This is a genomic window from Helicobacter canis (genome assembly GCF_008693005.1).
GTDB lineage: Bacteria > Campylobacterota > Campylobacteria > Campylobacterales > Helicobacteraceae > Helicobacter_B > Helicobacter_B canis.
On sequence record NZ_VXKE01000004.1, the window covers coordinates 24,377 to 50,165 of the forward strand.

Sequence of the window (25,789 nt, forward strand, 5' to 3'; positions counted from 1 at the left end):
TTGGCGTTGGCTTTTTGCGCGCTTTTACTAAAGAAACCAGCGAAGCGGTGCGAGCTCACGCTATCGCAGGTTTTCTCATCAAAAATCCTTCCGCCTATTACTTTTTTAGATTTCTGGCGTTTTGTAAAATTCACTTCTCACTCACAAAAAATAGGTTTGTTGCCCTTAGGTGTTGCTCTAGCCTAGTAAGCTCTTTGATCAAAAAGCTGTTTTGACTTAAGCCCCTCTTGCGTGCTTGGGCTCTTAGCTTTGCTTTGTTGCTTGCGCGCATTTTGAACTTTTTTCTCTGCTTGGCACCTTGCATAGATTCTCCTTGTAGCGATTTTAAAGGCTTTGTCATAAGGGCGTAAGCTTGCGCATATTGCCCACTCTACGACTTCACTGCGGCTGATCCCATAGAAGCTCGCTACGCTAGAGATAAAATCTAGCGTGCTAGAGTCTAGGAACAACTTTGGGCTATGCTCTTTCTCCCTAAGCATTTTCGCCCCCTTTGGCGTTGGCTTTTCTAAAGAAACTGCGCTTTGCTTGTTTTGGGTTGGTGGATTCGGCTTTTTGCGACTTTTGCGCGAGCGTCAAAAAAGCCCTGCGGTCATTACCGCTAAGGTAACTCCCTTGTGCTTTTTCTCGCAGCGCACAAAATTCATCAAAAATCCTAGAATCCTTTGGCGTTTTTAGAATCCACAAAACTACTTTTTTACACATTTTCAACCCTTAAAACGGATTTGCCGCCGATATTTTTGGGCATTTTGGGCTTTACCCCTATCACTTGGGATTCTAAGATTTTGGAGCTAGAATCGTGGCTTTTCGAGCCGTGCGCGGAGATAAGACTTGGGTGTCTATCGCACAAGCGCGGCGATGAAATCCGCGATTCTAGCCCAAAACCAGCGACAGCGGTGCAAGGCGAAGCCGCAGCAGGTTTCTTTAGAAAAGCTAAATCCCTTTGGGGGAATAGTCCTTGCCAGCCCATATCTAAGCTTTTTTCAATCACGGCGCAAATATCCTGCCCCTGCTCTTTTAGTCTTGTTATTTTGCGTAGCTGGAAGTCGATTTGACTCGGTTTAAAGGGCTTTCTAGTAGATTCTTGCTTGTAGCGTATCCAAAGCTTAATGGCTTCTTGTTCGTTTTGACTAAAGCTCTGCAAGTCTAAAAAGCTAGTTAGATCGTTGTTTGATTTTTCGCGCGTGCGTTTAGAACTACTATCTTTAAGAGATTCTTTAGAATCTCTTTTTATAGTGCTCAAATTTTGAGCGTTTTTTGGGTGATTTTTTTCGCTGGTGGATTCGGCTTTGCGCGATAAATCTTTGATTGCTTCGCAAACCCTGCGGTCATTACCACTAAGGTAACTCCCTTGTGCTTGCTCGCAAAGCAAAGATTTCTCATCGCAAATCCTAGAATCCTTTGCGGAGTTGTTTAGATTTTTTGCGATATAACTAGAATCCACTTTTTTATCGTCTTGGGATTCTAGCCCAAAACCAGCGACAGCGGTGCAAGGCGAAGCCGCAGCAGGTTTCTTTAGAAAAGCTGAATCCTTAATACTAAAACATAGATTCAAAAGGTAGCGTTGCTGCTGCGTTTGGATTAGTAGCACTCTTTTGCGATTTGGCTCGCTCACATCTTTTGCCACAGATGAAGTGAAGTTCTCTAGCTCCTCTTTATCGCTAGCGTAGTCATACGCAGTAAAACCCTCTTCAAAGTCATAGGTGTTAATCTCCACTTCCTTGACCTTAAAGACTTCGCGCGCTTTAGGGTTGGTGAAAATCTCTTTGAGATACTTTCTGCAAGTGTTTTTAGACATAGCAAGCTGCTTGCTAAGGTGGGTAACACTTAGCCGCCACTGCTTTGGCAGCGTGTAGAGATAGCCCGCAAGCCCTAGGGCTGGGAGACTTAGCCCACACTGCCACAGCTGGTGAGGGATTAAATGATTTAGCGTTGTAGAGTAATTTAACTCGATTTCTTTACCTTGATAAATTAGTGTTTTCATTTCCTACTCCTTTACGCTTACAATCATCTCTAAATCCACTTCGTTTTCACATTCTGCACACACAATAACTAGCTCCTTGCTCTCATCTTGCTCGATGTAGTCAAACTCATTTTCTAGCTCGATAGCTAGCTCATTTTCTCGCCCACACGATGGGCAGTCAAACACTAGAATCATTTTTCAACTCCTTTATAAAATCTCGCGCAAAAAAAGCGCGTAAATAATCACGCCTAGCACCATAAACACTAGGTGATCACTCACAACCAAAAGCCCTTTTTTTCTTAAGTAGTCAAAGAGTTTTTTCATTCTTGCTCCTTTTTAGTTTTGCCGTTGGCTTTATCCAAGTTTAAAATGGACAAACTCCGCGCGTTGTCTTTTGATAGGTATATACTTCACATAATGCGTAAAAGTCGTATTTAGCGAGCTATGCCCTAGCATTGCAGAGATCCATAGCGGCTCCTCGCCATTGACTAGCATTATCGTGGCAAAGCTATGGCGTGTTTGGTAGAGCACACGCCGCTCAAGCCCACACGCGCCGAGAGCTTCTAGCCATAGACTCATAAGCTCCTTTTCATTGAAGTCAAAGAGCCTGTTATGCTTCTTAGATCGCTTGCTTGCTTGGAGGAGCATTTGCGACTCTAGGGCGATTTTGGCGTTTTCTAGTAGGTCGATATAGCGCGCCTTGCCTGTCTTGGTCGTGCCGATCGTGTTTGTGTATCGCTCTTTAGATTTGCAGATATAGACTTTGTCGTTTTCTAAATCCACATCGTTTGACTCTAGGGCTAGAATCTCGCCAAGCCTAGCACCGCTAAAGATCGCAAAGCCTAGGTAGTTGCGCACTTCTAGCCACCTTTTCTCGCTTTGTGCGCGCATTTCGCAGTAGCGCAGTAGCATTTCTGCTTCTTGCAAGTTTAGGGGCTTTATATCTGGCTCTTTGATGATCGCCTTTCTCTCTTTGCGCAAGATTATGCGCTCTGTGATCACGCCTGCTTCTTTGGCGTAGCTCACCAAGCGGTTGAAAAACACCACGCGCGGCTTTGGCATATCTTTGGTGATTTGATCATAAGCGTTTTGATCTAGTAGCCCAACAAAGTTATAGGTGATCTTACGCTCAAGAGCTCTAAAGTGCATTTTATAGGACTTAATCGTCTGGGGCTTCAAGTGCCCACAGCGCACGCGCAGGTAGTGCTCCCACAGGGTCTTAAAGTCGCTTAAATCCTCTTGCTTTGTCGCTTCTGCTCTTTGGCTTACCTTTTGCCCTTGCAAAAAGGTTATGCAAAGCTCTTTTATACGGCTAGCGATGTCTGCTAGGCTCTCACTTTTATATGCCTCTCCAGCACTGAAGCGCAGGCGTCCTAGGTTGGTATGGCAGTCGATATAGGCGATGCCGTTGCGATTTCTTATGTGCGATTTTTTGATATGTAGTTCCATTTGGTTTTACTCCTTTAGCTAGTTTCTCGCTAGTGGATTCGGCTTTGCGCGATAAATCTTTGATTGCTTCGCACGCGCTGCGGTTACATACACACCAAGTATGCGCCCTTGCACGCGCTCGCAAAGCAAAGATTTACTAAAGAAACCTGCTGCGGCTTCGCCTTGCACCGCTTCGCTTGTTTTCTCATCGCAAATCCTAGAATCCTTTGCAGGTGTTTAATCCTATCCACTTTTTTACACACCCCCATACATCCCCCCTCCATATAGTAAGCTAAACGGACTCGGCTTGATCGCTTCCCAGCATTTCCAGCTAGTCTCTATGGTGATTTTTGGATCTAGCAGGATATACCCCACACACACGCCCACATCATTATCTAGCTTTATTATGATCTTTAGCTTTTCTACGCCTAAGATTTTTAAACTTTCCCTAGCGTTTGGGATTGTCGGCAGCTCTGCTAGATACTCTTTCGCCGCTTGTATGCTAGGGTGCGTAACAAACACACGCCCACACTGATCCACGATTTCCACACAAAAATCTTTTTCCATACTTGCTCCTTTTGGAAGTTTGTATCGGTAAAGATCGTGTTATTTGAAAGCTGGGAGAGTCAAACTAGATGGTGTATTGGGCTTTTCTAAAGAAACCTGCTTCGCCTACGATGAGCGTTCCGAGTCCCCCACACCTTGCTCGCTCATACTTTTGAGAGCTCTTTACATCTCACAAAAGCGCAAGCGCACCACACACGGATTTTTTGTTTCTCACACCTAGCTTAGAGTCCTACTTCTAAACCTATAAGCGAGTGAGTGGGTCCCCCAAAGCGTGCTATGTTTTGAGAGTGCTAGCTTCTAAACTCTACAAGCAAGCAAAGCGCGCGAGTAGGTTATAAACCATTTGAGAAAAGAAAGCTTGAAATTTGCAGGCTTTTTTGCACATTTTACGCTAGTTTGACATCTTTGGCACAGAGTTGGCACAGGGCGGTGGGGCTTTGACCCCCCCAAATCCCCCAGAATTTCCTAAAATCCTAAAGGCTCTCCCCACGATTTTAAGGGTATTTGCTACCTTTGTCCCTACCTTTACCCCGCCTTTCCACTTGCCCAAAATTTTCATTTTTTCCTAGAAAGTAGATTCTAGGGGTGAAAAGGGGGAGCGGAATAGTGATGGATTAAGGCGTAAAGCGAGCAAGTGCTGGCGTAGCGCAAAAGCCAACCCACGCGCATTGTGAGAGACTTTGTTCAAGAGCAGCACTTCGCAGCGCAAAAGCCAAGCAACGCGCTTAAAGCACGCACGCAAAGCCTCTTAAGCTCCGTAGAACCGCAAAGCCCCACGCGCAAACCTACCACCTTCAAACATTGGCGCACTGCATTGGCACACGCCCAAGCCTTAAACATTTGGCACAATCTGGCACAGCTTTCAAATAACACGACCTAAACCGATCGGCGCAAATTGTAGCGCAAAAGCACTCTATTTTTGCATAAATTTTGCAAAATCTTTGCAAGCCCCCAGAAATCAAAGCTTCTAAAACCTCTTGCAAAGCCCCTACGCACGCAAACCCGCTAAAACTAAACAAACCCAAACCCCCACCCCTTACAAAACCTAGCTAGAATCTAGCACGCGGATTCCACGCGACAAGCCTGCGGACAAACTCAGCCCAAGCACGCACCAAGCGCACTTCCACGCGCTCGCGCCGCCTACCCAAACACGCGCGATACTCTAGGCTTTTGCATTTTTGCATTTGCACTCCACGCCCACGCTCCGCAAAAAGCGCGCCATTTTTACACAAATTAGCCCTATTTTAAACTATTTGCCTCTCTCCCCTTTTGTCAAGCTCGCTTCAAATCTCCCCTGCGCACGCTTTTTAATGTGGGGCTTTTAATGTGTTGGGCTTGAAAAAGGGGCTCTGTCAAAGTGTGGGCGGGTTCAAAAATGTGTGGGTCGGCTTTGAAAACGGCTTTGAAAGTGGTCGGTGTATGGCTTTGACGGGGGGTTTGAATGTGTGGGCTCGCGAGTCAAACCAAGAGCGCACGCAAACCAAGCCAAGCAAACCACAAAGCCCCTACGCCTGTGCCCTTGTGTAGAGTGTGGGCGGGTTCATCGCGCGATTTTTCCCAGCGCGTAGAGTTCCCTTAGCTCTCTCATACTCCGCGCGGTAGAATTGTAGCTTCTGCAAGTTCTGCGGGTGGGTCTCTATGAGTAAAAACTCGCATAAAACCCCTAAAGCCAAAGCCCTAGCATAGCTCTCCCCAAGTGCTAGTGTGTCGCTAGCTCCGCGCAAAGCCCCAGCATAGAGACTAGCGCATATTTTTAGCTCTCGCTCGCGCACGCCATTAAGCCCTAGCACGCCGTAGCGGTTGCTTCCGTAGTGGGTGAATCGCGCGCCTTGCATTTCCCACGCCTTAGCGAAAATTGCCGTGGGTATCTCGCGCCCATCTAAAGTTATGCTATAGATTCTAGCGATTTCAGCTTCTAGCTCAAACTGCTCGCTCGCTTCAAGCTCCAAAATATGGATATTCTCGCCAAACTCGGCTATAAGGTCGTTTTGCACGACACTAAGTCGCTCTAAAATAGCACGATCGCTTATGTGCAAGCTCTCATACTCATCATCGCGCAAAAGTGCTCGAATGTGTGTTATAGCTTTATTAGCTTGCATTTTCTCCCCCCTAGCTCTAGTAGCTCTCTCCATAGCTCTAAATACCTTGGCGGCGTGAGTATGTCTCTGCCAGCTTGCAAGTTGATTTCACTTAAAGTCTTAAAGTCTAAATACTTCTGCCTGCTCTTGCTTGGCAGTAGATCCGCCCTGCCACTTTGCAAAAACTCATCAAGCCTTCCCGCTTCTATGCCCTCAAAGTCCCACTCTCTATAGCAGCTCTCAATCCCTATTTCCCCCTCGCCGCCATAGATGTATAGTGCTCTATCGCAGCTCTCAAAGCACATTAGCTCTCCTGTGCTTAAAGGCATCAGCGTGCTTTGGCTTGGCTCTAGGGTAAAGCTCTTTACACAGATCCCATAGCTGTTGTATATGCTTATCTCGCGCGTCTGCTCGCTGTTTCTTACCTCTCTCATCAGCGCACCACTACGATGTTGTTTTTAATCGCGCCTTGTGGCTTCTCGGGCTTGCCTTGGGCTAGCTCCCAAAGCCTTGTAGATTCTAGTAAAATATTTTCTACTAGCTCTTGTGTGCCAAAGATTTTTAGGCAAAGTAAGCGTAGCTTGCTCTCATAGCGATCTTTTATAATCTCATCACTGCCTAAAGCTTGCTTATAGATCTGCTTGGCGTGCTTTTCTAGGGTCTGCACTAGCTCGCTGCTTGGGTCTGCTAGGTATTGTTCTGTGCTCTGCTTTGCGCTTTGCTTGATTAGCTCTTGTGTGCTTGGCTCTTTTGCTAGCTCTTTGGCGATTGGCTCGGCTTGGATTTTGGTGTAGTCTAGTAGGCTTTGGTAGTCTATCGTGTTTGCTACTTGCTCCGCGGCTTTTTGCGCGTGCTCTTGCAAGCTCTCTAGTAAAACTTCATTCTCTTGCAGGCTTTGGGCTAGCGTGCTTGCTAGGCTAGATTCTAGCGTTTGTATGGCTTCTCTCTCAAAGCGTGTGATATGCTCTTGCAGGCGTGAGTCTAGCTCGCCTGTAAAGCTTGCTTCAAACTCGCTCTTAAGTTTTGCTATCTCCCTTGCTATGCTTCTTTGCGTATCTAGCACGCTTTGCTCTAGCTTTTCTGCGATGTGGGCTTGTAGCTTTGCTTGCGTGGCTTTTAGGGTTTGTGTGCTGCTAGATTCTAGCTCTTGCTTGCTCTCTTGCAAGCTTTGCGCTAAGCTTTGCTCTAGGCTCTCTCGCGCTTCTTGCACGATAGCTTGTAGCTTAGATTCTAGCTCGTTTAGCTTTTGTAGCTTTTCTTGTAGTAGTTGTGCCATTCTCTCTCCTTATTTGAGTAGGGGGGTGGTGGTGTCGTGCAGTGATGAGAGTCCGCCTGTGTAGCCTGTGAAGCTGCCATAGCCTTTGGGTGTGCCTTGTGGGTTTGGCATTTGGGCTAGGGCTTTTTGGCTTAGTGCTTGCGTGTTTGGTGGGGTGGTTAGATTCTGTGTAAGCTTGCTAGCTTTGGTGGGTTTGGGCTTAAGTGCGCTTGGGGTTGTATCTGCGCCGCTAAAATTTGCGCCGATTTGTTGCCCCAGCTCACTTTGGCTAGCCTTTTTGCTTTGGTAGTTTGCTATCGCGCCTTTGGTCTTATCCCACGCCCATTTTCCAGCCTTAGCAGTTCCTACGACCGCTGCTGGCACTCCTCCTACTGCTAGGTCACTTAGGCTTGTTCTCTGCGGGGCGTTTGCCGCTCTCTGCGCTCTTGCTTGCTCGGTTTGGGCATTGACTATCTCCATAGCTTTTGCTGGGTCGCCGACTTTATCCGTTAGGGCTATAACTTTTAGAAACTTCCCCTCCTCCTCTGCCCTTTGCGTGGCTAGCTCTCTTTCAGTATCAAGCTTTTGCTGCTCTAGCTTCATCTGCTCGCTTTTATCAAAACTCTCTTTGATCCCTGCTAGTGCTGCTTGGCTTGCTCTTGCGCCCTCTGCTTGCACTTGGGCTTGGGCGGCGTAGGCATTTTGGACATTGTTGGCGGCGTGGGCGATGTTTTGGGCGTATTGGGCTAAAATACTCATTTACTACTCCTTTGAGTTTTGGCATTTTTAAAAACACAATTTGTGCATTTTCTCCACTTTTGCGGGGGTTTTAGATCTGGCACAAATACTTCCACACTATGCTAGAATCTAAGCATTTATAAAAGGGGTAAAATGTTAGAGTTACTAGTATTTGGCACGATATTTGGTAGCATTGCTTTTGTCTTGTGTATAGGGATAAAAACCGCACTTGATATGTAAGCTTTAAAGTTTCACGCGCTATTTCCCTTTAAGGTTAGTCGTTCGCGCTTGGATTTGCCGATGATTTTGCTAGCTTTCAAGGTAGTGGCAAGGGAGTTACCTTAGTGGTAATGACCGCAGGCACTGCCGTAGAATCTAGCAAAAGCGCGGCAAAGCAAAGTGCGCCTAGTTATATATTCCACGCGACTCTACGCCCCGCGCTAAACCTCCGCCCCCTAGATTCTAGCGGCTTTTGCGCTCTTGGGCTTGGGGCTTTGACACTTGCGTGGTTGATCGCACTTGCAAGCGCGTCTATGCAGTCATCTTTCCTAAAGGGCTTTTCTGGATTGAAGCTAAAAAGCTCCCTTTTCATCTGCCCTAGCCCCTGCGCACTCGCGCTAAAGCATAAATACCCCGTGTTGTAAAATGGCTTTATCGCCTTAATCTTATCGACCTTTGCTAGCTTGCGGCTTGGTGTATAGACTTCTATGCTATTTGTCATTAGCGGTTGTGCTCGCGCCTTTAGCTTTGTGTTTGCCTTGATGATTTCTTGGTGTAAAATCCGCTCTAGTGCTATGCCCCCGCCATCACTTTCTATAAAGATTCTAGCTTTTGGATACTTTAGCCCTATGTCGATGATGTGGCTTGCCGTTTGGCTCTCCTCCCAAATCCCATAGATACAATCACGCACGCAGTAGCGGTTCGCGCTCTCTACGCTCTCCACGCTCACTACGACTATGGCGCGGTTGTCTGCTTTGGTGTTGGTGCTGGTGGCATTATCGACAAAGATGTATTCTAAGCTCTCTCCTAGTTCGTAGTTATGCACGAGTTTAAACAAAGCAGGATCAAAGTAGCCGCTCTCGCTGACCATTGGCTCTTGTAAATACTGCGTGCTAAACTCATCATTGCCCATTTGCAAGCGCAGGGCTTCTAGCTCTTTGGCGTTGTGCCGCTTCTCAAAGAGTGGCTCTTTTGGCTTGCGCTCATAGCTGTAGTCGCATATCGTGTAGGTTTGGGCTTGCTCTTGCGTGGCTTTTAGTGTCTCTACTCGCCACTGCGCGATCGTGGCTTCATCGAAGTTTTTAGGGTTTAGTAAAAATCCGCATAGATCATCATCGCCTAGGCGTTGCATTAGGATTGTGATATTGCTCCTGTTGTCTTGCAAGCGAGAGAGCACGCTTTCTTTGAAGTTTTGATTGACTAGGTCGCGTGCGGCTTTAGAGCTCATCTCGCTTACTTTTATGGGGTCATCGATCAAAATTTGGTGCGCGTGGAAGCCTGTAATTGCGGCTTTCAAAGTCGTTACAAAAAGTCCGCCGCCCTCTTTTAGCACAAACTCGCTGGCATTATCTTGCAAAAAGAGCGTTTCCCCAAAGATCTGCTGGTAGAATCTACTTTTCATTAAGTCTCGCACTTGGTTTGAGATCTTGCGGCAGAGATCATCGCTGTAAGAGATGTAGATAAACTTTTTTTGCTTATTTCTGCCCAGACTCCAAGCGATATAAGTGCGTGCTAGTAGCTCTGTCTTGCCATAGCTTGGGGGCATATTGAGCATTAAACGCGTGATATTTTCTGCGCCCTTGTCTTTGGCGTAGTGGTAGTCGGTATGGCTTAGAATCTCACTTAGGTAGATGAAGTGCCAGTTTTCCAAAAAGGGGGCTAGATTGTATCGCTCCCACTTTAAGCGCAGGAAATTATAAAGACTCTCCCGCGCGCTTACGCGTGTTTTTATCTCTTGCAAGGCTTGCTTTTTTTGCGGTGTTAGCTTTAGGGATTCTAGCTTCTCTCTAATCATTCTTATGCTCGCATACTTCTTGTCCGCAAGTCTCGCAGATTTTAATCTCTGGCTCTTTTGGGGCTAGGTCCTCCACTTTCACGCTTTCATCATAAGCCTTTTTCACATCTTTGTTTAAAGCCCCCTCCATACTAGGCAGCGTAGTATTATCTCCATATCGCTCTTTTAGCCATTTATTTATCTCTTTGTTATAGATTGTGATACCTGTGGCTACTGCAATGTGTGGGATACTAGAGAGTAGGTAAGCCGCTGTGAGTGCGCTCCAGTCATCATTTGGAATGACTTCTGGCAGAAATCCACTTCTAAAGCCTATCATCACCCCTAAGAAAACCCCTAGAGATAAAATCACTTGCACGCTTAGAGCTAGTAAAATTAGGGCGCGAGGCATACCGATAAGCTTGATATGCTGCGCGGTAATTGCAATCGCTACGCCAAAGACACCAGCACTTAAGGCTATAAGCACTTTGTAAATTAACTCTACTTTATCATCCATTAGATTTTACTCCCAATATCCCAGATAATCAAAGCCCCCACCAAAGCAAAGACTAGATAAATTATCCCCACCATAATCCCTTGCCCATAAAAGTCTATAAACACCCTTATGGCTATAATCACATCGCTAAAGGTATCGCATATGCCTTGCTTTATGCGCTTTAGCTTCCATATTGCCCATTCTCTCATCTAGCACCCCCCCCAAACACTATCTGCTACCTGCTGGGGCATCTTTAGCTTGTGCATAGTCTAAAAAAAACTCTTTTGTATAGAGTGTATCAAGGCGCACTTTTAAATCCGCATCGGTTATGCTATTTTTATCCCTGCTAGCTCTAGCGGCATAAGTTGGCATACCACCAGCGCGCGTGCGCTCATTGCCATTTCTCACTATTTGTATCGCTTCACTTACGCTGATTTTACGCAAAGGCAAGGCATTATCCAAAGTGCTATGACATTGTGCGCACCCTGTCCCTGCCCATACATCTTGGTTCTTTTGTAGTTTGTAAAAAAGGGCTTTTTCTTTTTCATCACTTTGGAGCTGCGTGCCTATGGCTTGAGCTTCCGCGCGTAGCTTCATAAGTGTATCTGTGTTTTTATTGATAGCAGCATTGACAGACTCTATCATAGAGTTACCGAAGTAAATCACAGCTAAGATTCCAGCTAGATACCAAATATTCCAATTTTTCATCGACACACTCCTAAAGCTGGTTTGCGTCTTGCGCGCAAGCCGATAGATTTGAAGCCTTGCCCTCTCACTACTCCCCCCTGCAAAAGGCTAGGTCTCTCTCTAGCAGCTCTGTATATTGCAAAATCTCTGCGACATCTTGGCTTATGCTAGAGTCTTTGCTAGGCGTGGGCTTGGGGAGTGGCTTTGTCTTGCATTTAGTTGGTATATAAACTGCCTCGCGCTTTGTGCTAGCACAGCCTGTGAGCACTGCTATAATCACGGCGATTAAAACAAAAAACATTTTTAGCTTTCTCATCAAAAATCCTACCACCTAGTTATTTTTTAGATTTCTGGCATTTTGTAAAAAAGTCTGCAAAGGATTCTAGGATTTTGGAGATAAAAACGGGGCTTTGCAAGGTGAGTCAAGGGAGTTACCTAAAGTGGTAATGACCGCAGGCTCGCCGTAGCAATCGCCGTTTTTAGCCCAAAAGCCGAATCCTAAGCCTGAATCTCCCTTACTTCTAGTCTAAAATTCTCTACACCGTGCTTTTGCACCAAGTCATAAAAGTTTTTCACCGCGTCAGTGCTACTGCCTATTGTGCCATTGCCATTATCCGCATAGCCTAGCAAAATACACCCCTCCGTGTCTTGCGGATAATTGCCGATGTGAATGTGAATCCTGCGACCTTTGTGTTCCTTGCGCTCATCGCTGTAAGTGCTTAAGCATTTGGGCTTAAACTCTTTAGGGAGTGCTACGCTTGACTCTGTCCAGTAAAGTTGGTAGGTTCTCGCTACTATGCGCTTATCTTGGTTTGGTGTGTCGGTGCTTGGTCCGCCATTCTCGCAAGTAAAGCATTTAAATAATTGCGCCCCGCTCTCATCGGTAACTACTAGCTCGCCGATTGTGCTAGGCTCTGTTTTATATACGCGCCCTGTTTTTGCATTTGGTGGTTTCTGTATGTTGTTATACTCTTTCTTTCTTTGTAGTATGATTGTTAGCATTGCGTGTCCTTAAAAATATAGATGAAAAACCCAAAGCTAAAGCCGATCATCGCGCTTGTGATAAAAAGCATTTTGCCCCTTTTGCGTAGGTTTGTCGCTATGGTAGATTCTTTGCTAGACTAAAAAAAAGGGGTAAAAGTGGAGATTTTTGCAGTGGTTGTTAAAAATTACTTTGAGTTTTTGAGTCTTAAAATATCTTGCGCTATATTTTCATATTCATCAAAAATTGTCTTTTTATTACCATCGTTTCCAATATTTTGGTATTCCATTTTTCGAAGTTTTCTTATACGATCAACTTCTAGCTTTTTACTTTCATCGCTTAAAAGATGGTAGTAATCTTTAATAAGTGCCTTGTATGAGTCTAAAGCCCCTCGTATAAAATGGTTTTTCGCTCTTGTCTTGTTTGCTTCGCCAGAATATAAAATCACAGCGTGAAGGTGCGATATAGCATTATGAAATTCAATCAATGTTTGTTTTAAGATTTGATTATTTTGCATAGTGGTTGTTTCGCAGGATTCCACAAGTTCATCAATTTTTTCAAGAGAATTGTTTGCATAGTATGCGTGTCGCTCTTTTGTATTTGCTATATAGATTTTCTTTATTTCTTCTTTGCTTAGAGATTTTCTCCATTTTTGGTAGTATTCCACTGCTTTTGCTAAATGTAAAAATTCTTGCGTGAGACTTGGATCATTTTCAAAAGTAGGTAAATAGTTTGAATGTCTAGTGGTATTTTCAAAAAAAGGCACCTTGCAATGCCCTCTTAATTTTACATACTCTTTCCAATCATTTTTTAGCCTAGCTCTGTCATCTGGATTAACTTTTTTATTTGCCATTTTAAGATAAAAATCAAAAAAACTTTTAATCAAAAACCTATTGCGTCCATAAACTATCGAAGCAACAGAGTCAATCTGCATAAAAATCCCATAGAGTTTGTAAAAAATGTAATATCGTGCCGATCTTTTACCACTCTCTAAAATCCTTTGGATCTATGTCGCACTCAAGTAAAAAGCTATCAAACTCCTTTTCACTCATCTTTTTGCCCTGCATATTATCCTCAAAAAATACATCACCATTTGACTCTAAACCACTATCCGCTATGCCTGATGATATAATAGCGTCCATAAAAGTTGTGTCAAATCTATCAGCTTCGTCAAAGACAACGCCGATACTAACTACCCGCTCGTTTGCCTTGTTCATGCCGAGCTCCTTGAGTTGATAAAGTAAAAGAAAGTAGCCATTTTGCCACAAAGAGTATAAAAGGTCAATGGTGGGGGTAAAGCCTAGCACCTAAGCTTCTCTAGGTTTGTGAGTATGTGCTTGTGCGCACTCTCTAGCTCTTGTGGGCTAAGATTCTCAAAGCCTGCGAGCCTTGCATAGCTTGCAAAGTCGTCTAAAGATTCTAGCTTTATGTCAGCTTGGTTAAATGTTTTTGTGGTAGAATCGCTGCGGTTTGATGAGGGAGGCGATTTTGCTAGCGGCTCATCTGTAAAGCTATCACCGACTCGCGTCTGCATAGCTTCCATTCTCTTTCCATTTCGCCGATCAATAAGCTCGGTAATGATAAACTTCCTTTCATCTCTCTTGCCTATGACTAGCGTGTATTTATCTGTGATTATCTCCACTTTATCCGCACTATCCTTGTAGATTTGTCCCTCTAAAATCTGCGGTATTTTGTCTAAAAGGTCTTTTACTGCTCGCTCTGCTTGCTCGCGGCTCATTCCTTGATTGATAAAATCTTGCATTCTGCGTTCTATAATATGCTCTAGCCCCTTGCTAGAATCTCCCCAGACTAAATCAATATCCCCCAGCTCTTTGCGGTGGAATGCGCCTTGTATATGCCCCATTTTTGCGACAAGTAAAGTTTCTATCGCTCCCTTATTTTTAACCTTATATAATTCTTTATCTTTAGCTAAACGCTGCAGCGTTTTTTTATTATTTATCAAAAAACCAAAAGGGTGTCCATTGTCTTTAAAAAGTTTGTCAATATAGCGACCTAAATTATCCTTTGCTACCTCTAGTTTCCTTTGACCTAAGCTCATACTTGTAAAAGGCTCTTTGCTATCTGCAAAATGCTTGTGTATAAAAAACTCTGTGAAGTATTCCCCATTAAAAGATGATATGCCAAAAAATTTGTCTAAGGTTGGAATAAAAGCTATTCTTTCGCTCCCTATATTCACAGGCTCTTTTTCTAAAAATTCTAAAAGCTCTTTTTCTTTACCTTTAAATCCATTATCCAGAAAGCTTTTTCGTTTCTGTGCTTCTTGTCGTGTAATAAATTTACCTAAATATGTTGTAAAAAGTTCCCCATTCTCTCCTTTGGTGATGCTTATAAGGTCTAAATCCTTATCATTTATTTTTCTCTCTATCACCAAAGCCTCGCCCTGTGTATAATGTCCTAAAATCTCACCTGACTCATCATTTTTTATTTTTTCTATAAATTCTTTTTGCCACGCATTTGTGTTATTTTCTGCTGTTTCTTTTACACTTTTGCCTTGCTCTTTTGCTTGTTTTATGATTTCTTGCGGTGTTTGTGGTATAATGTCGTCTTGATTTGCTTCGCTATTCAACGCTTTAGCGGTTAAATCGGGCTTAGCGATTATTGGAAGCTCGGGCAAGTCGCTGTATAACACTTCTCCGCCCTCTTTAATTTTATTGTGTAAATTATTGAGATTCTTTGGCGCGTTGCTAGAGATTATCCACTGTCCTTGATCGTTTTTACTCACGCTGGCAAAAAACTTCCCTAGCTTTTCATCTCTAAAATCTTTGGCAAAAATTATCGCGCCATCGACTTGCTTTACCACTGCGTTGGGTGCTTCTAAAGTCTCTTTGATATAGGGCAAAAACTCTAGCCTGTCTCGTTGCATAAGCTTCACCAAACTATTTGCGCTTAAACTTATTTGCTCCCCTTGCAAAATCGGCTCTAAGGCTTGTGCTACTTGCTCGCTAAATTGTGGTGTGTAGGATTCTTGCAAGTCTTTAAGCCCAAAGGTCTCTAGCCACTGCTGTGCGATGTCGGTGGGGATTTGGTGGGTGTGTCCTTTTGTATCAGTGTAGGCTAGGCTAGAATCCACTTCATCAAAAAGCCCTTTTTGCGCTGGAGATTGCGTGGGTTGTGGTATAATGTCGCTAGGATTCTCAAATAGCCGAGCGGCTTTGGTAGCTCCTGCATCATCGTGATGAGAGTTCTCCACCCCTTTAGATTTTGGGCTACGATCTACGCTGCTGGGGTGGGCTAATCCTTCCAACTCTACACTATAAATCCTATTTCCATTTTCTACACTTTCTTTTAGTGTTATAAGTGCTTGGGCGTTTTGGTCTTGCAAGTCTTGGCTGTTTATGTATCTATGTATGCCTACGATGTCTGCGCTTTGATTTTTGGGGGCTTCAGTGCGTAGAAAATCGCTATTTTTAAAGAGATTTTCTATATTTGCCACTGCGTTAAAATGCTGTTCTTTAGTGAATCCATTATTTACGCTTTTTTGTATCGCCTTATCGCTTAGCATTTTATCAATGCCTGTGCTGCTTAGTCTTGCTACTATGCCACTTTTATGGGTTATGTCTATGTTTTTAATACTTTGTAGCTGTTGCTTTACTTGCTCTCGTTGGGATTTTTTGGGCATATCTACACTAGAATCCACCTTTTGCGCTGGGGTCTGTGCTGGGGTTGGTGTGCTTGGTGCTTCTGTGCTGGCTTCTTTGCCTGCTTGGGATTCTAGCGTGTTCTTTGGTGGTGTGGGTGGTGTCGGTGGTGTAGGGGTGTTTGGCGGTGGTGTGCTAGCTTTGAAAGCATTATATTTCTCTCGTAGTTTTGGTAGCAGCTCCACTGCTTCTGCGACTTCTTTGCCCTTATCTCCTTCGCGGATCATATATTCGATAAAGTCAAAAATGTCGGCTTGCTCGATATTTCTCCCCGCCGTGAAGCCTATCTCAAAGTCTAGTCTAGGGGCTAGCTGCTCTCTTATGCCGTGATTTGCTCCCTTTAGTGCTTCATAGAGATTACTGCTAGGATTCTCAAGCCGCATAAATCGCGCCAAGCTCGCCCCTAGTAAATCGGCTATTAAATTATCATAAGTGTTTGGCATTATCTCTAGCATCATATTGATACCACTAGCGTCTGTCGTGTCTAAAATATGCTTAATCTGCGCGTTAAGCTCTTTAAAGTTTGCCGCTCGCGTGGTGTGCTGGCTTGTGGCACTTTTATACATCGCGCCGAGCAAGTAGGGGCGCAAGTCAAGCTGCTTTAGCCCATACTCTACGGCGTTATTGCTTAGGATATGCCATAGCCCTGCGGTGTCGGTAAAGGTGTTTAGCGTCCTAGCTGCGTCCTCTTTGTCAAGCTTACTAAAGGCGTTAAGCATTTCGGTGATATTGGCGTTTTTATCGGCTTTTATGGTGTTTGCTAGTAGGGCTAAGTTGGCATCGTTTTCGTTGGGGTAGGGGCTAGGATCTAGGATTCTAGCGATTTTGCTCTTTAGCTCTTGCACGCTAGTGGATTCTAGCTGGCGTGGGAGCTTGGCAAAGTTTGGCGCGTATCGCCCTAGCACGCTGTAAATATGGTCGCCCAAGTTTTTAATGTCTTCTTTGTTGGAGTTGTAGGCTATGCTTAAAAGCTCTTTTATGCTTAGATCATCGCTTGGGGTTCGTAGTAGTAGTTCATCGCTGGCTAGCTCGATATTGAAGCGCTCTTTTATCGCCTTTTCATACGCGGCGCGGCTCTCTGGGCTAAAGTCTTTAAAGCCTTGCACGCGGTGGTTGCCTGTGATGACTTGCCCATCTTTTGCGATTATGGGGAGATCTTTATAGCCGCCTCGCCCTAGCACCATCTCTGGCTTAAAGTTTTGCGCTATGGATTCTATGGTTTTATGCTCTTTTTGTGTGCGTGGCTGGAGTCCATCGGCGTTGAAGTTGGGCTTGACATCGCGAGCTTTGACGATTACAAAGTCTAGCTGGTAGATATTATTATCATCAGTGGCTATGCTGGTGGGGGGGTTCTCTGTGTGCTTCATCGCTATGGGCTGCCCTAGTGTTACTTCCCTTTCCATTTCGCTCTTGCCTGCGCGGCTGTCTTTTAGTCTTTGGATTTGGTCGTTTTTATCTTTAATCGCTTGGGCGGTGGCTTCATATTTGGCGGCTTGGGCTGCTTGGGCTGCTTCTTGGGCTTCTTGCGTGGCTTGCTTTTGCGCTTGGGCTTGCTCTATGGGGGATAGTGTGGTAGAATTGCCGTTATCAGCTTTAGTAATAGTCGGCGAGTCTTGCCCGCCTTGTCCATTTAGTGAGCTTGAGCTGCCCTTGCTAGCTTCTGTGTCTGTCGGGCGCGCAGGAGTGTTGAAGCGGGGGGTTAATTCTAACTCTACACTATAAATCCTGTTTTTATCTTTATCTAGGCTTTCTTTTGTTGTGATGAGTGCGTTTGCATTGTTAAAAGGTGCGTTTAGTCTGTGGATTATCACGCTTGGATTGTCGCCTTTGTGGTTATGTGTCGCGGCTTCTTGTGATATGCTAAAGAGTCTCTCTATATCTCCCACTGCTTCTAAATGCTCTTGCTTGCTAAATCCATTTTCTACGCTTTTTGCTATGGCTTTATCGCTTAGCATTTTATCTATCGAAGCGTGGTTTATATAAGCTTGCACGCCTTGTGCGTTTGTCAAAGGCTTATTTAAAATCGGCTCTAATCGTTGTAAAAGCTCTTGTTTTATCTCGCTTGTTTTTAGGCTGGAGTCTAGCGTCTTTGGTGTCGTGCTTGGCGTTATGGCTCTCTCTAGGCTCTCTTGTGCGCTATCGACCTGCCCCAAAATCTTAGCGATCTGCTCGCGTGTAGCGTTTGTGAAGTCGCCTTTGATCGCTCGCGCTTGCAGCTCTAGTTTAAACTCCCCGACACTTAGGCTAGAATCTAGTGCCTTTTTTAGGTGAAATCTTAGTGCTGCGCCCTGCACCTTTTCATTCAATCCTTTGGCAAAGGGAATATGTGGTAAAAGTCGCACGACATTGGCAAAGAGAGCTTTTATCGCTTGAAACTTTATCGCGCCCTCCAGTGTGGTGGCGATAGAGCTGCCCATTTTCTCTGTCGTGGTAGGGGCTAGCGAGCTTAAAATCTTGGCATCATTGCGGAAAAGTGTGTGAAAATCTTGGGCTATGGCGATAAAGTCCTGCGCACTCTTGCTTTGGAAGTGCGCTTTCAAAGGATCTAGCCGCTTAAAAAACGCGCTAGAGTCTAGCGCACTGCTCTCTCCATAGCGCACTAGGCTTATCTCTAGCATATCTTGGAGCAGCTTTAGCTCCACTTGCTCGCGTGCGCTCTTTGGTAGAGAGCCTAGCAGGGCTTCAAAGTTTGGGATACTATCGCCTTGCGCTAGGAAAAATCGGCTAAGAGAGTTTGCCACTTGCTCATAGCTCTTGGCTCTATCACGCACTTTGAGCTTATCGACTAGCTTTAGGGTCTCTTTCATCTTGGCATAGTCGCTTAGGGCTGTGTCAAAAAGTGTGCGCGCATCGTTGTAGAGTGCTTTGTTTTGCGCAAAAATCGCTTCTATGCCTGCTTGTATATCGCGCTTGATAAAGCCATTTACCGCGTCTTTGACAAAGCTTCTAAAGTTTGGGTCGGTGGCTTGCTTGTGGTAGGCGTTAATCGTTTTAAGCGCGTTGTTTAGGCTCTCAAAGGTTACGCCCTTGGGGTTGTAAATGCTCGATTCTACAAAGTGCAAAAACTTCGCGCTATCCTCTACCATAACCCCTGAATCTAGCAGCTTTTGCTTAAAGCCCTCAAAGCTTTGGGTGTTAAACTTACTCACTTCGCCTAGCTCTAAGTGCTCTGGCGTGTTTGGCTCATCGCGCTTCAAAACTACGCGGTAGCTATCATCATAAACCCCTTGCAAGATGTCCTCTATGGCTTGCTTATAAGAATCTTTTGTGCCTTTTTCAAAGTTGTTAAAGACATCTTTGATCGTGTTTGGTGCTAGCTCAAATCGCTCTAGCTGGTGTGCTAGCTTCTGGCTTGTTTGGTCTAAAATGTTCAAAAGATTTTTCTGTATCACAGGGCTAGCGTTTGCCGCTTCGCTTAAAAACGCGCTTAGATTCCCGCTCTCATCAGCGCGGATCGCTCGTATAAAGTCCTTTTGCGCTTGCTTTTGTGAAGTAAAGGCAAAGGTATCATAAAGCGATTTCGCGCCCTTGACTATGTAGCTATCACTTCCTAGCTTGGATTCTAGGGAGTTGAGTGCGCTTTGTGCTTGGCTTGTCTTGGTCGTGCCGATTTGCACCTCCGCGCCAAAAATGGATTCTAGCTCTTTTAGCTCTGCTTGGACTTCTTTTGGCAGGGTGGTGTTGATGAGCTTTTGCGCGGCGGCTTTGTTGCCATCGTGGGCGCGGGAGATAAAGCCTAGCACGGGGGTGTAGTCGATCGCTGTGCCTGCGATATTTTTAAGCTTCTCTGGGTTTAGGGTTTTGATCGCTGTGCCTGCGACTTTAAGCACGGCATCTGCTGCGATATTGAGTGCGCCCTCTTGTGCGCCGTGTAGTAAAGCTTGGGCTAGATCTATCTTTTTATTTGCTAGCACATCTGCGATCATCGAGTCTGTAACCCCCCCGCCAAACGCCCCCGCCGCGCCATAGGCTATCATACCTTTAAGCTTACCCTTTTTATAGCCATACTCCGCCCCTGCGATCGCCCCTGCTAGGCTGCCTATGTTGTCTTTAAACACGCCTTTAATCTCGTCCCATAGTCCTTGCTCGACTTTGTAGGCTTTCTCATCTTTGATGAAGTAAAGCCCCGTTTTGTTGTAGGCTAGGGTGTCAAAGCCTAGCTCCTTTGCCACTATGGCATAGTCATCAATCATCGCTTTTTGCTTTTTGTCAAACTCTTTGCCGTGTTTTAGTGCGCTGATAAGTCCTAGGAACTGCTCGTTACTATTGACATTTTCTAGGCGTTTTTGCGCGGAGACAAAGTTGCTAGCACTTTCTTTGGCGTTTTCTCGGTCTAGGTAGTAATCTACTAGCTCTTTGTCGCTGTTATTTCTCAACCAAGAGCTAATCGCGCCCACGCGCTGCTCTATGATCTCGCGCTCTTGCGGGGTGAGCTTGTAGTAGTTGCTAGGGTTATCTAGCTTTCTTTGCGCTAGGGTTTTATAGGTGTTGTAAGATTCTAGCTCGAAGTCATAAGCCTTAGCCTGCGCGTTTTTGCCGCCAAAGAGTGCCGCGCTTGCATCGTGGCTTAGGTCAAAAATATTGCTAAAAATATCTTGGTTTTCAAAGTAAGCTTCGCGTAAAAACGGCGAGTCTCCATACTCTTTAGCAAATTGCTCGCTTGTAACGCCTGATCTTTTAAGGTGGTTTAGGATCTCTTGGGCTTTGTGGCGGCGTGTTTCTAGCTCTTTTTGGCGGAATGGTGTGGGGTTGATTTGGTCGAGCACTTGCGTGGCTCGCATTGCTAGATCTTTGTAAAAGGGCTGGTTTTTTAGCTCATCATCAAGGGCTTTTAGCTCTCTGTAGGTCTGCTCGCGGCGTGGTCGGTAGTTTAGGGGTTTTGCTGGGTTGTTAGGATTGACTTTGATCTCTTTTTGCCCGCTCTCCATAAGGTTTGTAAAAATTGCTTGATCATCAAGTCCTTCAAACTTGCTAAAGTCTAGCTCGCTCTCGACATTGCGCAGGTAATCTACAAACTGCCCTTGTAGGTCTGTGCTGTTGCCATAGAGAGTTTTTACCTTTTCAAGGTTGATACTAGCCATTTTTTTACCCTTTGTCATTGCGAGCCTTGCAGGGCAAGGCGTGGCAATCCATAGAATCTACTTTATGCGTGCAAATATGCTAGAATCTAGGCATTTATAAAAGGGGTAAAATGCCAGAATCTATAAAAATCGTGCTTTTTGTGTTTGTCGCGTTTGTGGTTATTTGCTTAGTAAAAGTTGCTTTTGGTTAAAAATATTCGGCTTTGTCATTGCGAGCGGATTTATCCGCGTGGCAATCCACTATTTCGCACTAGATTCTAGCTTTTTAATCTCTTGGGCTAGTGCGCTAGAAAAAAACTCCCCTATAGGTGCGTCTTGCAAGTAGCTTTCTAGGTCTTTATCTAGGTTTGGGTTAAATCGTATGCTATAAGGGTCGCTAGTGCCTCCTAGTCGCCCGTGGTCTAAGTTTCCTAGCTCTAGGGTTTGGTATGGGTCGCTATCGCCCCCACTTTGCCAGCGTAAAATCTCGTGCCAGCTCAAGGCTAGCTCTTGGGCTTTTGCGTAGGGGAGTGTGTCTTGGTGGTAGAAGTAGCGTGCGCACTCGTGGGAGCTTGGGCGTGGGAGCTTTGGCGTGCGTCTTATGTGGTGCTCGCACCAAAATTTCCCAATATCGCTCCAAAATCCAGCATTACAGGCTAAATGCTCTCGCTTCATTTCTCCATTTTTATACACAAACACATCACTACCACAAAGGCTCTCTTTCATCTGCGCCCAAACTTCGCGCGTGTTAAAGTCGCTAGCGTGTAAAGTCTCGCCCTGCTCTGCTAGCACTTGGTGTGCTAAAAACTCGCTATAGCCTTGTGTGTAGAGATTTTGGAGCTTGGTAGCTATATTTTTTTTGTAGGTTCGATCATTCATAGCGATATATGTCGCATAGTTTATAAGCAAATCATAAGCCTTGATAGCCTTGGTGGCTTTGGTAGAATCTAGGGCTTTAAGGTGTTTGATTTTGGCTTGCTTGTAGGCTTGCTCTCTGGCGTCTTGCTGCTGCTCGCTCTCCTGCTCGCTCCCCCAAACTAGCTGGGATACTTGCTCATCATCTAGCCCTTGGGCTTTTAGGCTAGATTCTAGCTCTAGTTTGATGATGTTTTCTTGGATTTTGCTAGGGGGTTGTGGGCGTGAATTTTGGTCGCTTGGGGTTTGGGGGTGTAAAGAGCTGTAAGGATTCTCCAAAGCTTGGCTGTCTTTGTGCGCGGCTTTTTTGGCTAGGTGCTTTGAGTAGGCTAGCTCGCTTGCTCGTAAAGCGTGGTTATAGCGGCGGTTTTGGGCTAGGAAATCGCGGCTTTGTGCGTAGGTGTGGAACTGCTCCTCTTTTAGGTTGAAGTTGAAGTCATAGACTGCTTGGAGGTAGTCGCTAGAGCTGTATTGCTCCGTGCTGCCTAGGTAGATAGCTAGCTCGCTAAGGACTTTGCGCAGGTCTTGGGAGTTGTTGTTTAGGGTGTTTTGGCGGTAGGCTAGGTCGTTTTCTGGCTCTTTGGCTTGGGCTTGGGGGGTGTGTGGGCTGATCTTTTGCATAAAGCCTTCATTCCCTGCTAGATCGTAGTGCGCTCGCCCTTGGGTTTGCTCATCAAGCTGCTTTAGATTCTGGTCCTGCTGGCTTGGCTCGGGCTTGGTTTGTAGGTGGCTTGGGGTGTAGGGCTGGCTTGGCTGGTAGGTCTCACTGCCTGCGCTGTAGTTTTTGTAGCGGAATCCGTTGGCATAGTTGCTATAGCCTTGGTAGATCTCAAGTGCGCCCTCTTGTAGAGCCTTTCTGCCCCCTAGGGTTTGCAGGCGGCTTTGGGCGTGGGTGGCTTGCACGCTTTGGGTGTAGGTGATGTAGGTGAGTGATTGCTCGGCGGCGGTGTTACCTATGCTTTGGATTTGGACGAGCATTGTTGTGATCGTGGCTAGCGCGCTTGTAAGCACTGCTACCCAAACAGGCAGCCCAGTGAGTGCGTTAAGTGCTATGCCTATGACAAACTCCGCCACCCAGGAAGCTATTTGCGCCCCACTTACTAGATCCATAGCGTAGTTGCTCTCAAAGCGTGCTTTATGCTCTGCCAAAGTGTCTGTGAAGTAGCGTAGTCCCTTGCGGTGTAGGTAGATCTGCTCGCCTGCTGTCCATAGCTCCCCTAGCGTGCCTGCTAGGTAGTGCTTCTCAAGTGTTTTTAGCCAGTCTTTGGCAGTGGCTATGGTGTGTCTATCGCTAGGGCTTAGGGGTAGCACTCTATCGCTAGTTTCTAAATCTATCACAATATCGGCTTTAAGCACGATCGCACTAGCTTTGTCAAAAAGCTCGCTTCTATACTTCGCCCTTAGTCTATAAAACTTGCTCCCATCAAAAAGCCCCCAGAATCGCTCCACTACTTATAGCCCTTACACTTTGCATAGATTCTAACGCCTAGATAAATCACGCGTGCTTTAAAGGGGCTAAAGCTCCTAGTCTCTAGCATTGCTTCTAAAAATATCTCATCGCACTCTTTGCGCGAGATTTTGCCCGCGTGGGCTTGCTCGCATAGATAGTCGTGCAAAATCGCGCATTTTAGTCCTCTGCCGTAGCGTTTGACGATAAAATGCAGTCCAAAGTTGCTAAAGCCATCGCTAATAAAGCCTGCTGGGACTTCTACGCGGCTCTCTTGTGCGCCTTTGCGGTAGTAGAAAAAGCCTTGCAAAAGTGTCAAACTCTTACCATCGTTGCTAAACTCCGCCCTTATAGGCTCTGTAAATCTCGCTAGCTCTTTTTGCTTGTCTTTCATCGTTGCTCCTTTTTGCCAAAGTATGCACTAAAGAGCCGCGACAAAAAAGGGGTAGCTAAAAGTGAAAAAGCCTAGGCTCACGGCGGTAAAAGCATAGCCCTTTTAGTGGGTAGGCTATGCGTGATTTCTTGCAGTAGGCTTTGATCTTTGGCTTAAGCTTTCTAAAGACTTTGCTAAAGAGATTGAAGCAGCAAGCTCTTTGGTAGAATCCATAAAAGCTAAAAATCCTTGCAAACTCTTTGCCCCCTACGCGCTTGATCTTTGCTAGGGCTTTGATCTTTCTGGCATTTCTAGCACGCAGCAGGGCAAAATCTGCATAGAGCTTCACGCCCAAAAAGTCTAGCCCTTGTGCGATTGGCTTTAGCTTGATTTTGTGCAGCTCTAGCCCTAGGGCTTGGGTCTTTGCTTGCAGGGTGTGAAAATGCTGCCACAAAGCCTGCTTTGAGTTGCTAAAAGCTACGATGTCATCAGCATAGCGCAAAACTTTCACACCTTTGCACGCTGGGTAGTCTAGCTCTCTTAGGTAGAAATTCCCCAAAATCGCGCTTAAGTAGCTCCCTAGGCTTAAGCCTTTGGGTTGTGGGCTGTGTAGGAGTGCGTGCAGCAGCTCTAGGGCTTGCTTGTCTGCGATCTTGCGCGAGATTTGCGCTAGCAAAAGCTCTCTATCGATATTGGCATAAAATTTTCTAATATCCACTTGCAAGTAGTGCGTATAGATTCTAGCATATCGCTTCGCGCGTTTAAGGGTATAATCCACCCCGCGCCCCTTGATACAGGCGGCACTCTGTGTGCTTAGGCTTTTTAGTAGTAGTGGCTCGATGATGTTGGCGCAGGCGTGGTGGGCGATTTGGTTGGGATAAAAGGGGGCGATCTCTAGCTCTCTGTCTTTGCCATTTTCGTGCTTGATTTTGCGCGTGGTGGGCTCTAGCAGTGGCTTTTGCCCTAAGAGTCGCTGCTGCACACTTTTGGCATAGTAGGCTCTATTTTGTAGCACTTTTTGCACGCTTTTTCTGTGCTTTTTGCCGCGTGCTGCCTTGTCTATGGCTTGGTTGATATTCTCTAGGCTTATGATTTGTGTGTATAAGTTTTTATATCTTTTCATTGTCGCGCTTCCTTATCTTTGCGCAAGCGCAAAAGTCGCTTTTCACCGCTTGGGCAGCAGAGCCGCCCTACGCTCCTAAAGCTGGCTTGCGTCTTGCGCGCAAGCCGAGAGATTGTTGTTTCTTATAAAATATTGTTTCTTTTCTCCCCGTAGTGTTCGAGCTTGAAGCCTACTAGCCACTTGCCCGAGCTTGCGCTCTTTGGGGGCTTTCTTTTCGTTTTGGCGTGGCGACTTTTAAAAAGTCGCGCATTTATCGCTCAAGGCTTAAAAGAGTAAAGTTTTTATTTTGGATTGCCGCGCCTTGCAAGCAAGGCTCGCAATGACAGAGGTAAGTTTCTCAACAAGCCGCTGGATTCTAGGATTTTTGATGAATTTTGTGCGTTGCGAGAAAAAGCACAAGGGAGTTACCTTGAGTGGTAATGACCGCAGGGCTTTTTTGACGCTCGCGCAAAAGTCGCAAAACAAGCGCAGCGAAGTTTCTTTAGAAAAAGCCGAATCCTTTAAGAAATAGGCGGGAGCCGATGTTCCAATTCGCGTTAGAAAAGGCATTATTACCATTCCAGCACAAAACGCCCGCGTGGGCGGAGTTGTTCAGGCTGCCGCTGCTCTTTTAAGCCTACGGCTGCTTACAAGACAGCCGTTAAGGTGGATTCGGCTTTGCGCGCTTTTGGTGGATTCTGCGCGGTGGGCTTGCTCATTACCGACTAGGTAAATCCCTGCGCCCACCGCTTGAAAGCCCCCAAAACCAGCGAAGCGGTGCAAGCGCAGCGCAGCAGGTTTCTTTAGAAAATCATCGCAAAATCCTAGAATCCTTTGCAGGGTTTTATCAAAAAAAGATTCTAAGATTTGCGGTGTTGCTAGTGGTGCTTTTTGTGGATTTTGGGGCAGAGCTAGACTTGGGGTCTGCGGTTGTCCCAAAATCCACAAAATCACTGCTATGATTACCCAAAGCTGAATCTCTGCGTGGGCGTGCTCGCTCGCGCTTGCACGCAGCCTTTAGGTAGGGTCTTTGAAACAAGGGCGGGAGCCGA

The 25,789-nt window shown here is 45.7% G+C and carries 26 protein-coding genes; 1 reads left to right on the plus strand and 25 read right to left on the minus strand.

Annotation, left to right across the window (positions count from 1 at the left end):
• Nucleotides 1-182: 182 nt before the first annotated feature.
• From F4V45_RS01265 to F4V45_RS01365, 24 genes are all read right to left on the minus strand, one after another.
• Entirely contained in the window at nucleotides 183-479 is a 297-nt protein-coding gene (locus F4V45_RS01265) for a hypothetical protein (RefSeq protein WP_150336709.1), read from the minus strand.
• Nucleotides 472-702, minus strand: coding sequence for a hypothetical protein (locus tag F4V45_RS01270; protein ID WP_150336710.1), 231 nt, complete (start codon nucleotides 700-702; stop codon nucleotides 472-474). The genes F4V45_RS01265 and F4V45_RS01270 overlap by 8 nt, the downstream gene beginning before the upstream one ends.
• Nucleotides 695-1,981 carry a phage replication initiator YdaU family protein gene (locus F4V45_RS01275; RefSeq protein ID WP_150336711.1) on the minus strand — a complete coding sequence of 429 codons (1,287 nt, stop codon included), beginning with the start codon at nucleotides 1,979-1,981 and terminating at the stop codon, nucleotides 695-697. The genes F4V45_RS01270 and F4V45_RS01275 overlap by 8 nt, the downstream gene beginning before the upstream one ends.
• 3 nt (nucleotides 1,982-1,984) lie before the next feature.
• Nucleotides 1,985-2,155 carry a hypothetical protein gene (locus F4V45_RS09265; RefSeq protein ID WP_170235113.1) on the minus strand — a complete coding sequence of 57 codons (171 nt, stop codon included), beginning with the start codon at nucleotides 2,153-2,155 and terminating at the stop codon, nucleotides 1,985-1,987.
• Between the two features lie 159 nt (nucleotides 2,156-2,314).
• On the minus strand, nucleotides 2,315-3,409 hold the full coding sequence (locus F4V45_RS01280) for a tyrosine-type recombinase/integrase (protein ID WP_150336712.1): 1,095 nt from the start codon (nucleotides 3,407-3,409) through the stop codon (nucleotides 2,315-2,317).
• A gap of 234 nt (nucleotides 3,410-3,643) precedes the next feature.
• Nucleotides 3,644-3,955: a hypothetical protein gene (locus tag F4V45_RS01285; protein ID WP_150336713.1), complete on the minus strand. Its 312-nt coding sequence runs from the start codon at nucleotides 3,953-3,955 to the stop codon at nucleotides 3,644-3,646.
• A 391-nt stretch (nucleotides 3,956-4,346) separates the two neighbouring features.
• A complete protein-coding gene (locus F4V45_RS09270; RefSeq protein ID WP_170235114.1) occupies nucleotides 4,347-4,514 on the minus strand; it encodes a hypothetical protein in 168 nt (55 codons plus the stop codon).
• Between the two features lie 490 nt (nucleotides 4,515-5,004).
• Nucleotides 5,005-5,139 (minus strand): hypothetical protein, encoded by a 135-nt coding sequence (locus F4V45_RS09880; RefSeq protein ID WP_281292466.1) that lies wholly within the window; start codon nucleotides 5,137-5,139, stop codon nucleotides 5,005-5,007.
• 321 nt (nucleotides 5,140-5,460) lie between these two features.
• The gene (locus F4V45_RS01290) at nucleotides 5,461-6,054 is read right to left on the minus strand and encodes a hypothetical protein (protein ID WP_150336714.1); all 594 of its coding nucleotides are present in this window, start codon (nucleotides 6,052-6,054) and stop codon (nucleotides 5,461-5,463) included.
• Nucleotides 6,033-6,467 carry a hypothetical protein gene (locus F4V45_RS01295; protein ID WP_150336715.1) on the minus strand — a complete coding sequence of 145 codons (435 nt, stop codon included), beginning with the start codon at nucleotides 6,465-6,467 and terminating at the stop codon, nucleotides 6,033-6,035. The genes F4V45_RS01290 and F4V45_RS01295 overlap by 22 nt, the downstream gene beginning before the upstream one ends.
• Nucleotides 6,467-7,309 (minus strand): coiled-coil domain-containing protein, encoded by an 843-nt coding sequence (locus F4V45_RS01300; RefSeq protein ID WP_150336716.1) that lies wholly within the window; start codon nucleotides 7,307-7,309, stop codon nucleotides 6,467-6,469. The genes F4V45_RS01295 and F4V45_RS01300 overlap by 1 nt, the downstream gene beginning before the upstream one ends.
• 9 nt (nucleotides 7,310-7,318) lie before the next feature.
• Nucleotides 7,319-8,047, minus strand: coding sequence for a hypothetical protein (locus F4V45_RS01305; RefSeq protein ID WP_150336717.1), 729 nt, complete (start codon nucleotides 8,045-8,047; stop codon nucleotides 7,319-7,321).
• A gap of 388 nt (nucleotides 8,048-8,435) precedes the next feature.
• Entirely contained in the window at nucleotides 8,436-10,040 is a 1,605-nt protein-coding gene (locus F4V45_RS01310; protein WP_150336718.1) for a terminase family protein, read from the minus strand.
• On the minus strand, nucleotides 10,033-10,533 hold the full coding sequence (locus F4V45_RS01315) for a hypothetical protein (RefSeq protein WP_150336719.1): 501 nt from the start codon (nucleotides 10,531-10,533) through the stop codon (nucleotides 10,033-10,035). Before F4V45_RS01315 ends, F4V45_RS01310 begins: the two co-directional genes overlap by 8 nt.
• Complete coding sequence (locus tag F4V45_RS01320; protein ID WP_150336720.1) at nucleotides 10,533-10,721, minus strand: hypothetical protein; 189 nt, start codon at nucleotides 10,719-10,721, stop codon at nucleotides 10,533-10,535. The genes F4V45_RS01315 and F4V45_RS01320 overlap by 1 nt, the downstream gene beginning before the upstream one ends.
• Before the next feature lie 19 nt (nucleotides 10,722-10,740).
• Nucleotides 10,741-11,220 carry a hypothetical protein gene (locus F4V45_RS01325; protein ID WP_150336721.1) on the minus strand — a complete coding sequence of 160 codons (480 nt, stop codon included), beginning with the start codon at nucleotides 11,218-11,220 and terminating at the stop codon, nucleotides 10,741-10,743.
• 67 nt (nucleotides 11,221-11,287) lie between these two features.
• Complete coding sequence (locus F4V45_RS01330) at nucleotides 11,288-11,515, minus strand: hypothetical protein (protein WP_150336722.1); 228 nt, start codon at nucleotides 11,513-11,515, stop codon at nucleotides 11,288-11,290.
• A 182-nt stretch (nucleotides 11,516-11,697) separates the two neighbouring features.
• Nucleotides 11,698-12,201 carry a DUF5675 family protein gene (locus tag F4V45_RS01335; protein WP_150336723.1) on the minus strand — a complete coding sequence of 168 codons (504 nt, stop codon included), beginning with the start codon at nucleotides 12,199-12,201 and terminating at the stop codon, nucleotides 11,698-11,700.
• A 167-nt stretch (nucleotides 12,202-12,368) separates the two neighbouring features.
• Complete coding sequence (locus F4V45_RS01340) at nucleotides 12,369-13,115, minus strand: hypothetical protein (protein ID WP_150336724.1); 747 nt, start codon at nucleotides 13,113-13,115, stop codon at nucleotides 12,369-12,371.
• A 46-nt stretch (nucleotides 13,116-13,161) separates the two neighbouring features.
• Complete coding sequence (locus tag F4V45_RS01345; RefSeq protein WP_150336725.1) at nucleotides 13,162-13,398, minus strand: hypothetical protein; 237 nt, start codon at nucleotides 13,396-13,398, stop codon at nucleotides 13,162-13,164.
• A gap of 83 nt (nucleotides 13,399-13,481) precedes the next feature.
• On the minus strand, nucleotides 13,482-20,939 hold the full coding sequence (locus F4V45_RS01350; protein ID WP_150336726.1) for an LPD3 domain-containing protein: 7,458 nt from the start codon (nucleotides 20,937-20,939) through the stop codon (nucleotides 13,482-13,484).
• 222 nt (nucleotides 20,940-21,161) lie between these two features.
• Entirely contained in the window at nucleotides 21,162-23,264 is a 2,103-nt protein-coding gene (locus tag F4V45_RS01355) for a divalent metal cation transporter (protein WP_150336727.1), read from the minus strand.
• The gene (locus F4V45_RS01360; RefSeq protein WP_150336728.1) at nucleotides 23,264-23,656 is read right to left on the minus strand and encodes a DUF1353 domain-containing protein; all 393 of its coding nucleotides are present in this window, start codon (nucleotides 23,654-23,656) and stop codon (nucleotides 23,264-23,266) included. Before F4V45_RS01360 ends, F4V45_RS01355 begins: the two co-directional genes overlap by 1 nt.
• A gap of 55 nt (nucleotides 23,657-23,711) precedes the next feature.
• Entirely contained in the window at nucleotides 23,712-24,758 is a 1,047-nt protein-coding gene (locus tag F4V45_RS01365; protein WP_150336729.1) for a reverse transcriptase domain-containing protein, read from the minus strand.
• A 319-nt stretch (nucleotides 24,759-25,077) separates the two neighbouring features.
• Here F4V45_RS01365 and F4V45_RS01370 point away from each other — a divergent pair, with 319 nt between their 5' ends.
• On the plus strand, nucleotides 25,078-25,269 hold the full coding sequence (locus F4V45_RS01370) for a hypothetical protein (RefSeq protein ID WP_150336730.1): 192 nt from the start codon (nucleotides 25,078-25,080) through the stop codon (nucleotides 25,267-25,269).
• 80 nt (nucleotides 25,270-25,349) lie between these two features.
• Here F4V45_RS01370 and F4V45_RS09275 read toward each other — a convergent pair whose 3' ends face one another.
• Complete coding sequence (locus F4V45_RS09275) at nucleotides 25,350-25,685, minus strand: hypothetical protein (protein ID WP_170235112.1); 336 nt, start codon at nucleotides 25,683-25,685, stop codon at nucleotides 25,350-25,352.
• Nucleotides 25,686-25,789: the final 104 nt, after the last annotated feature.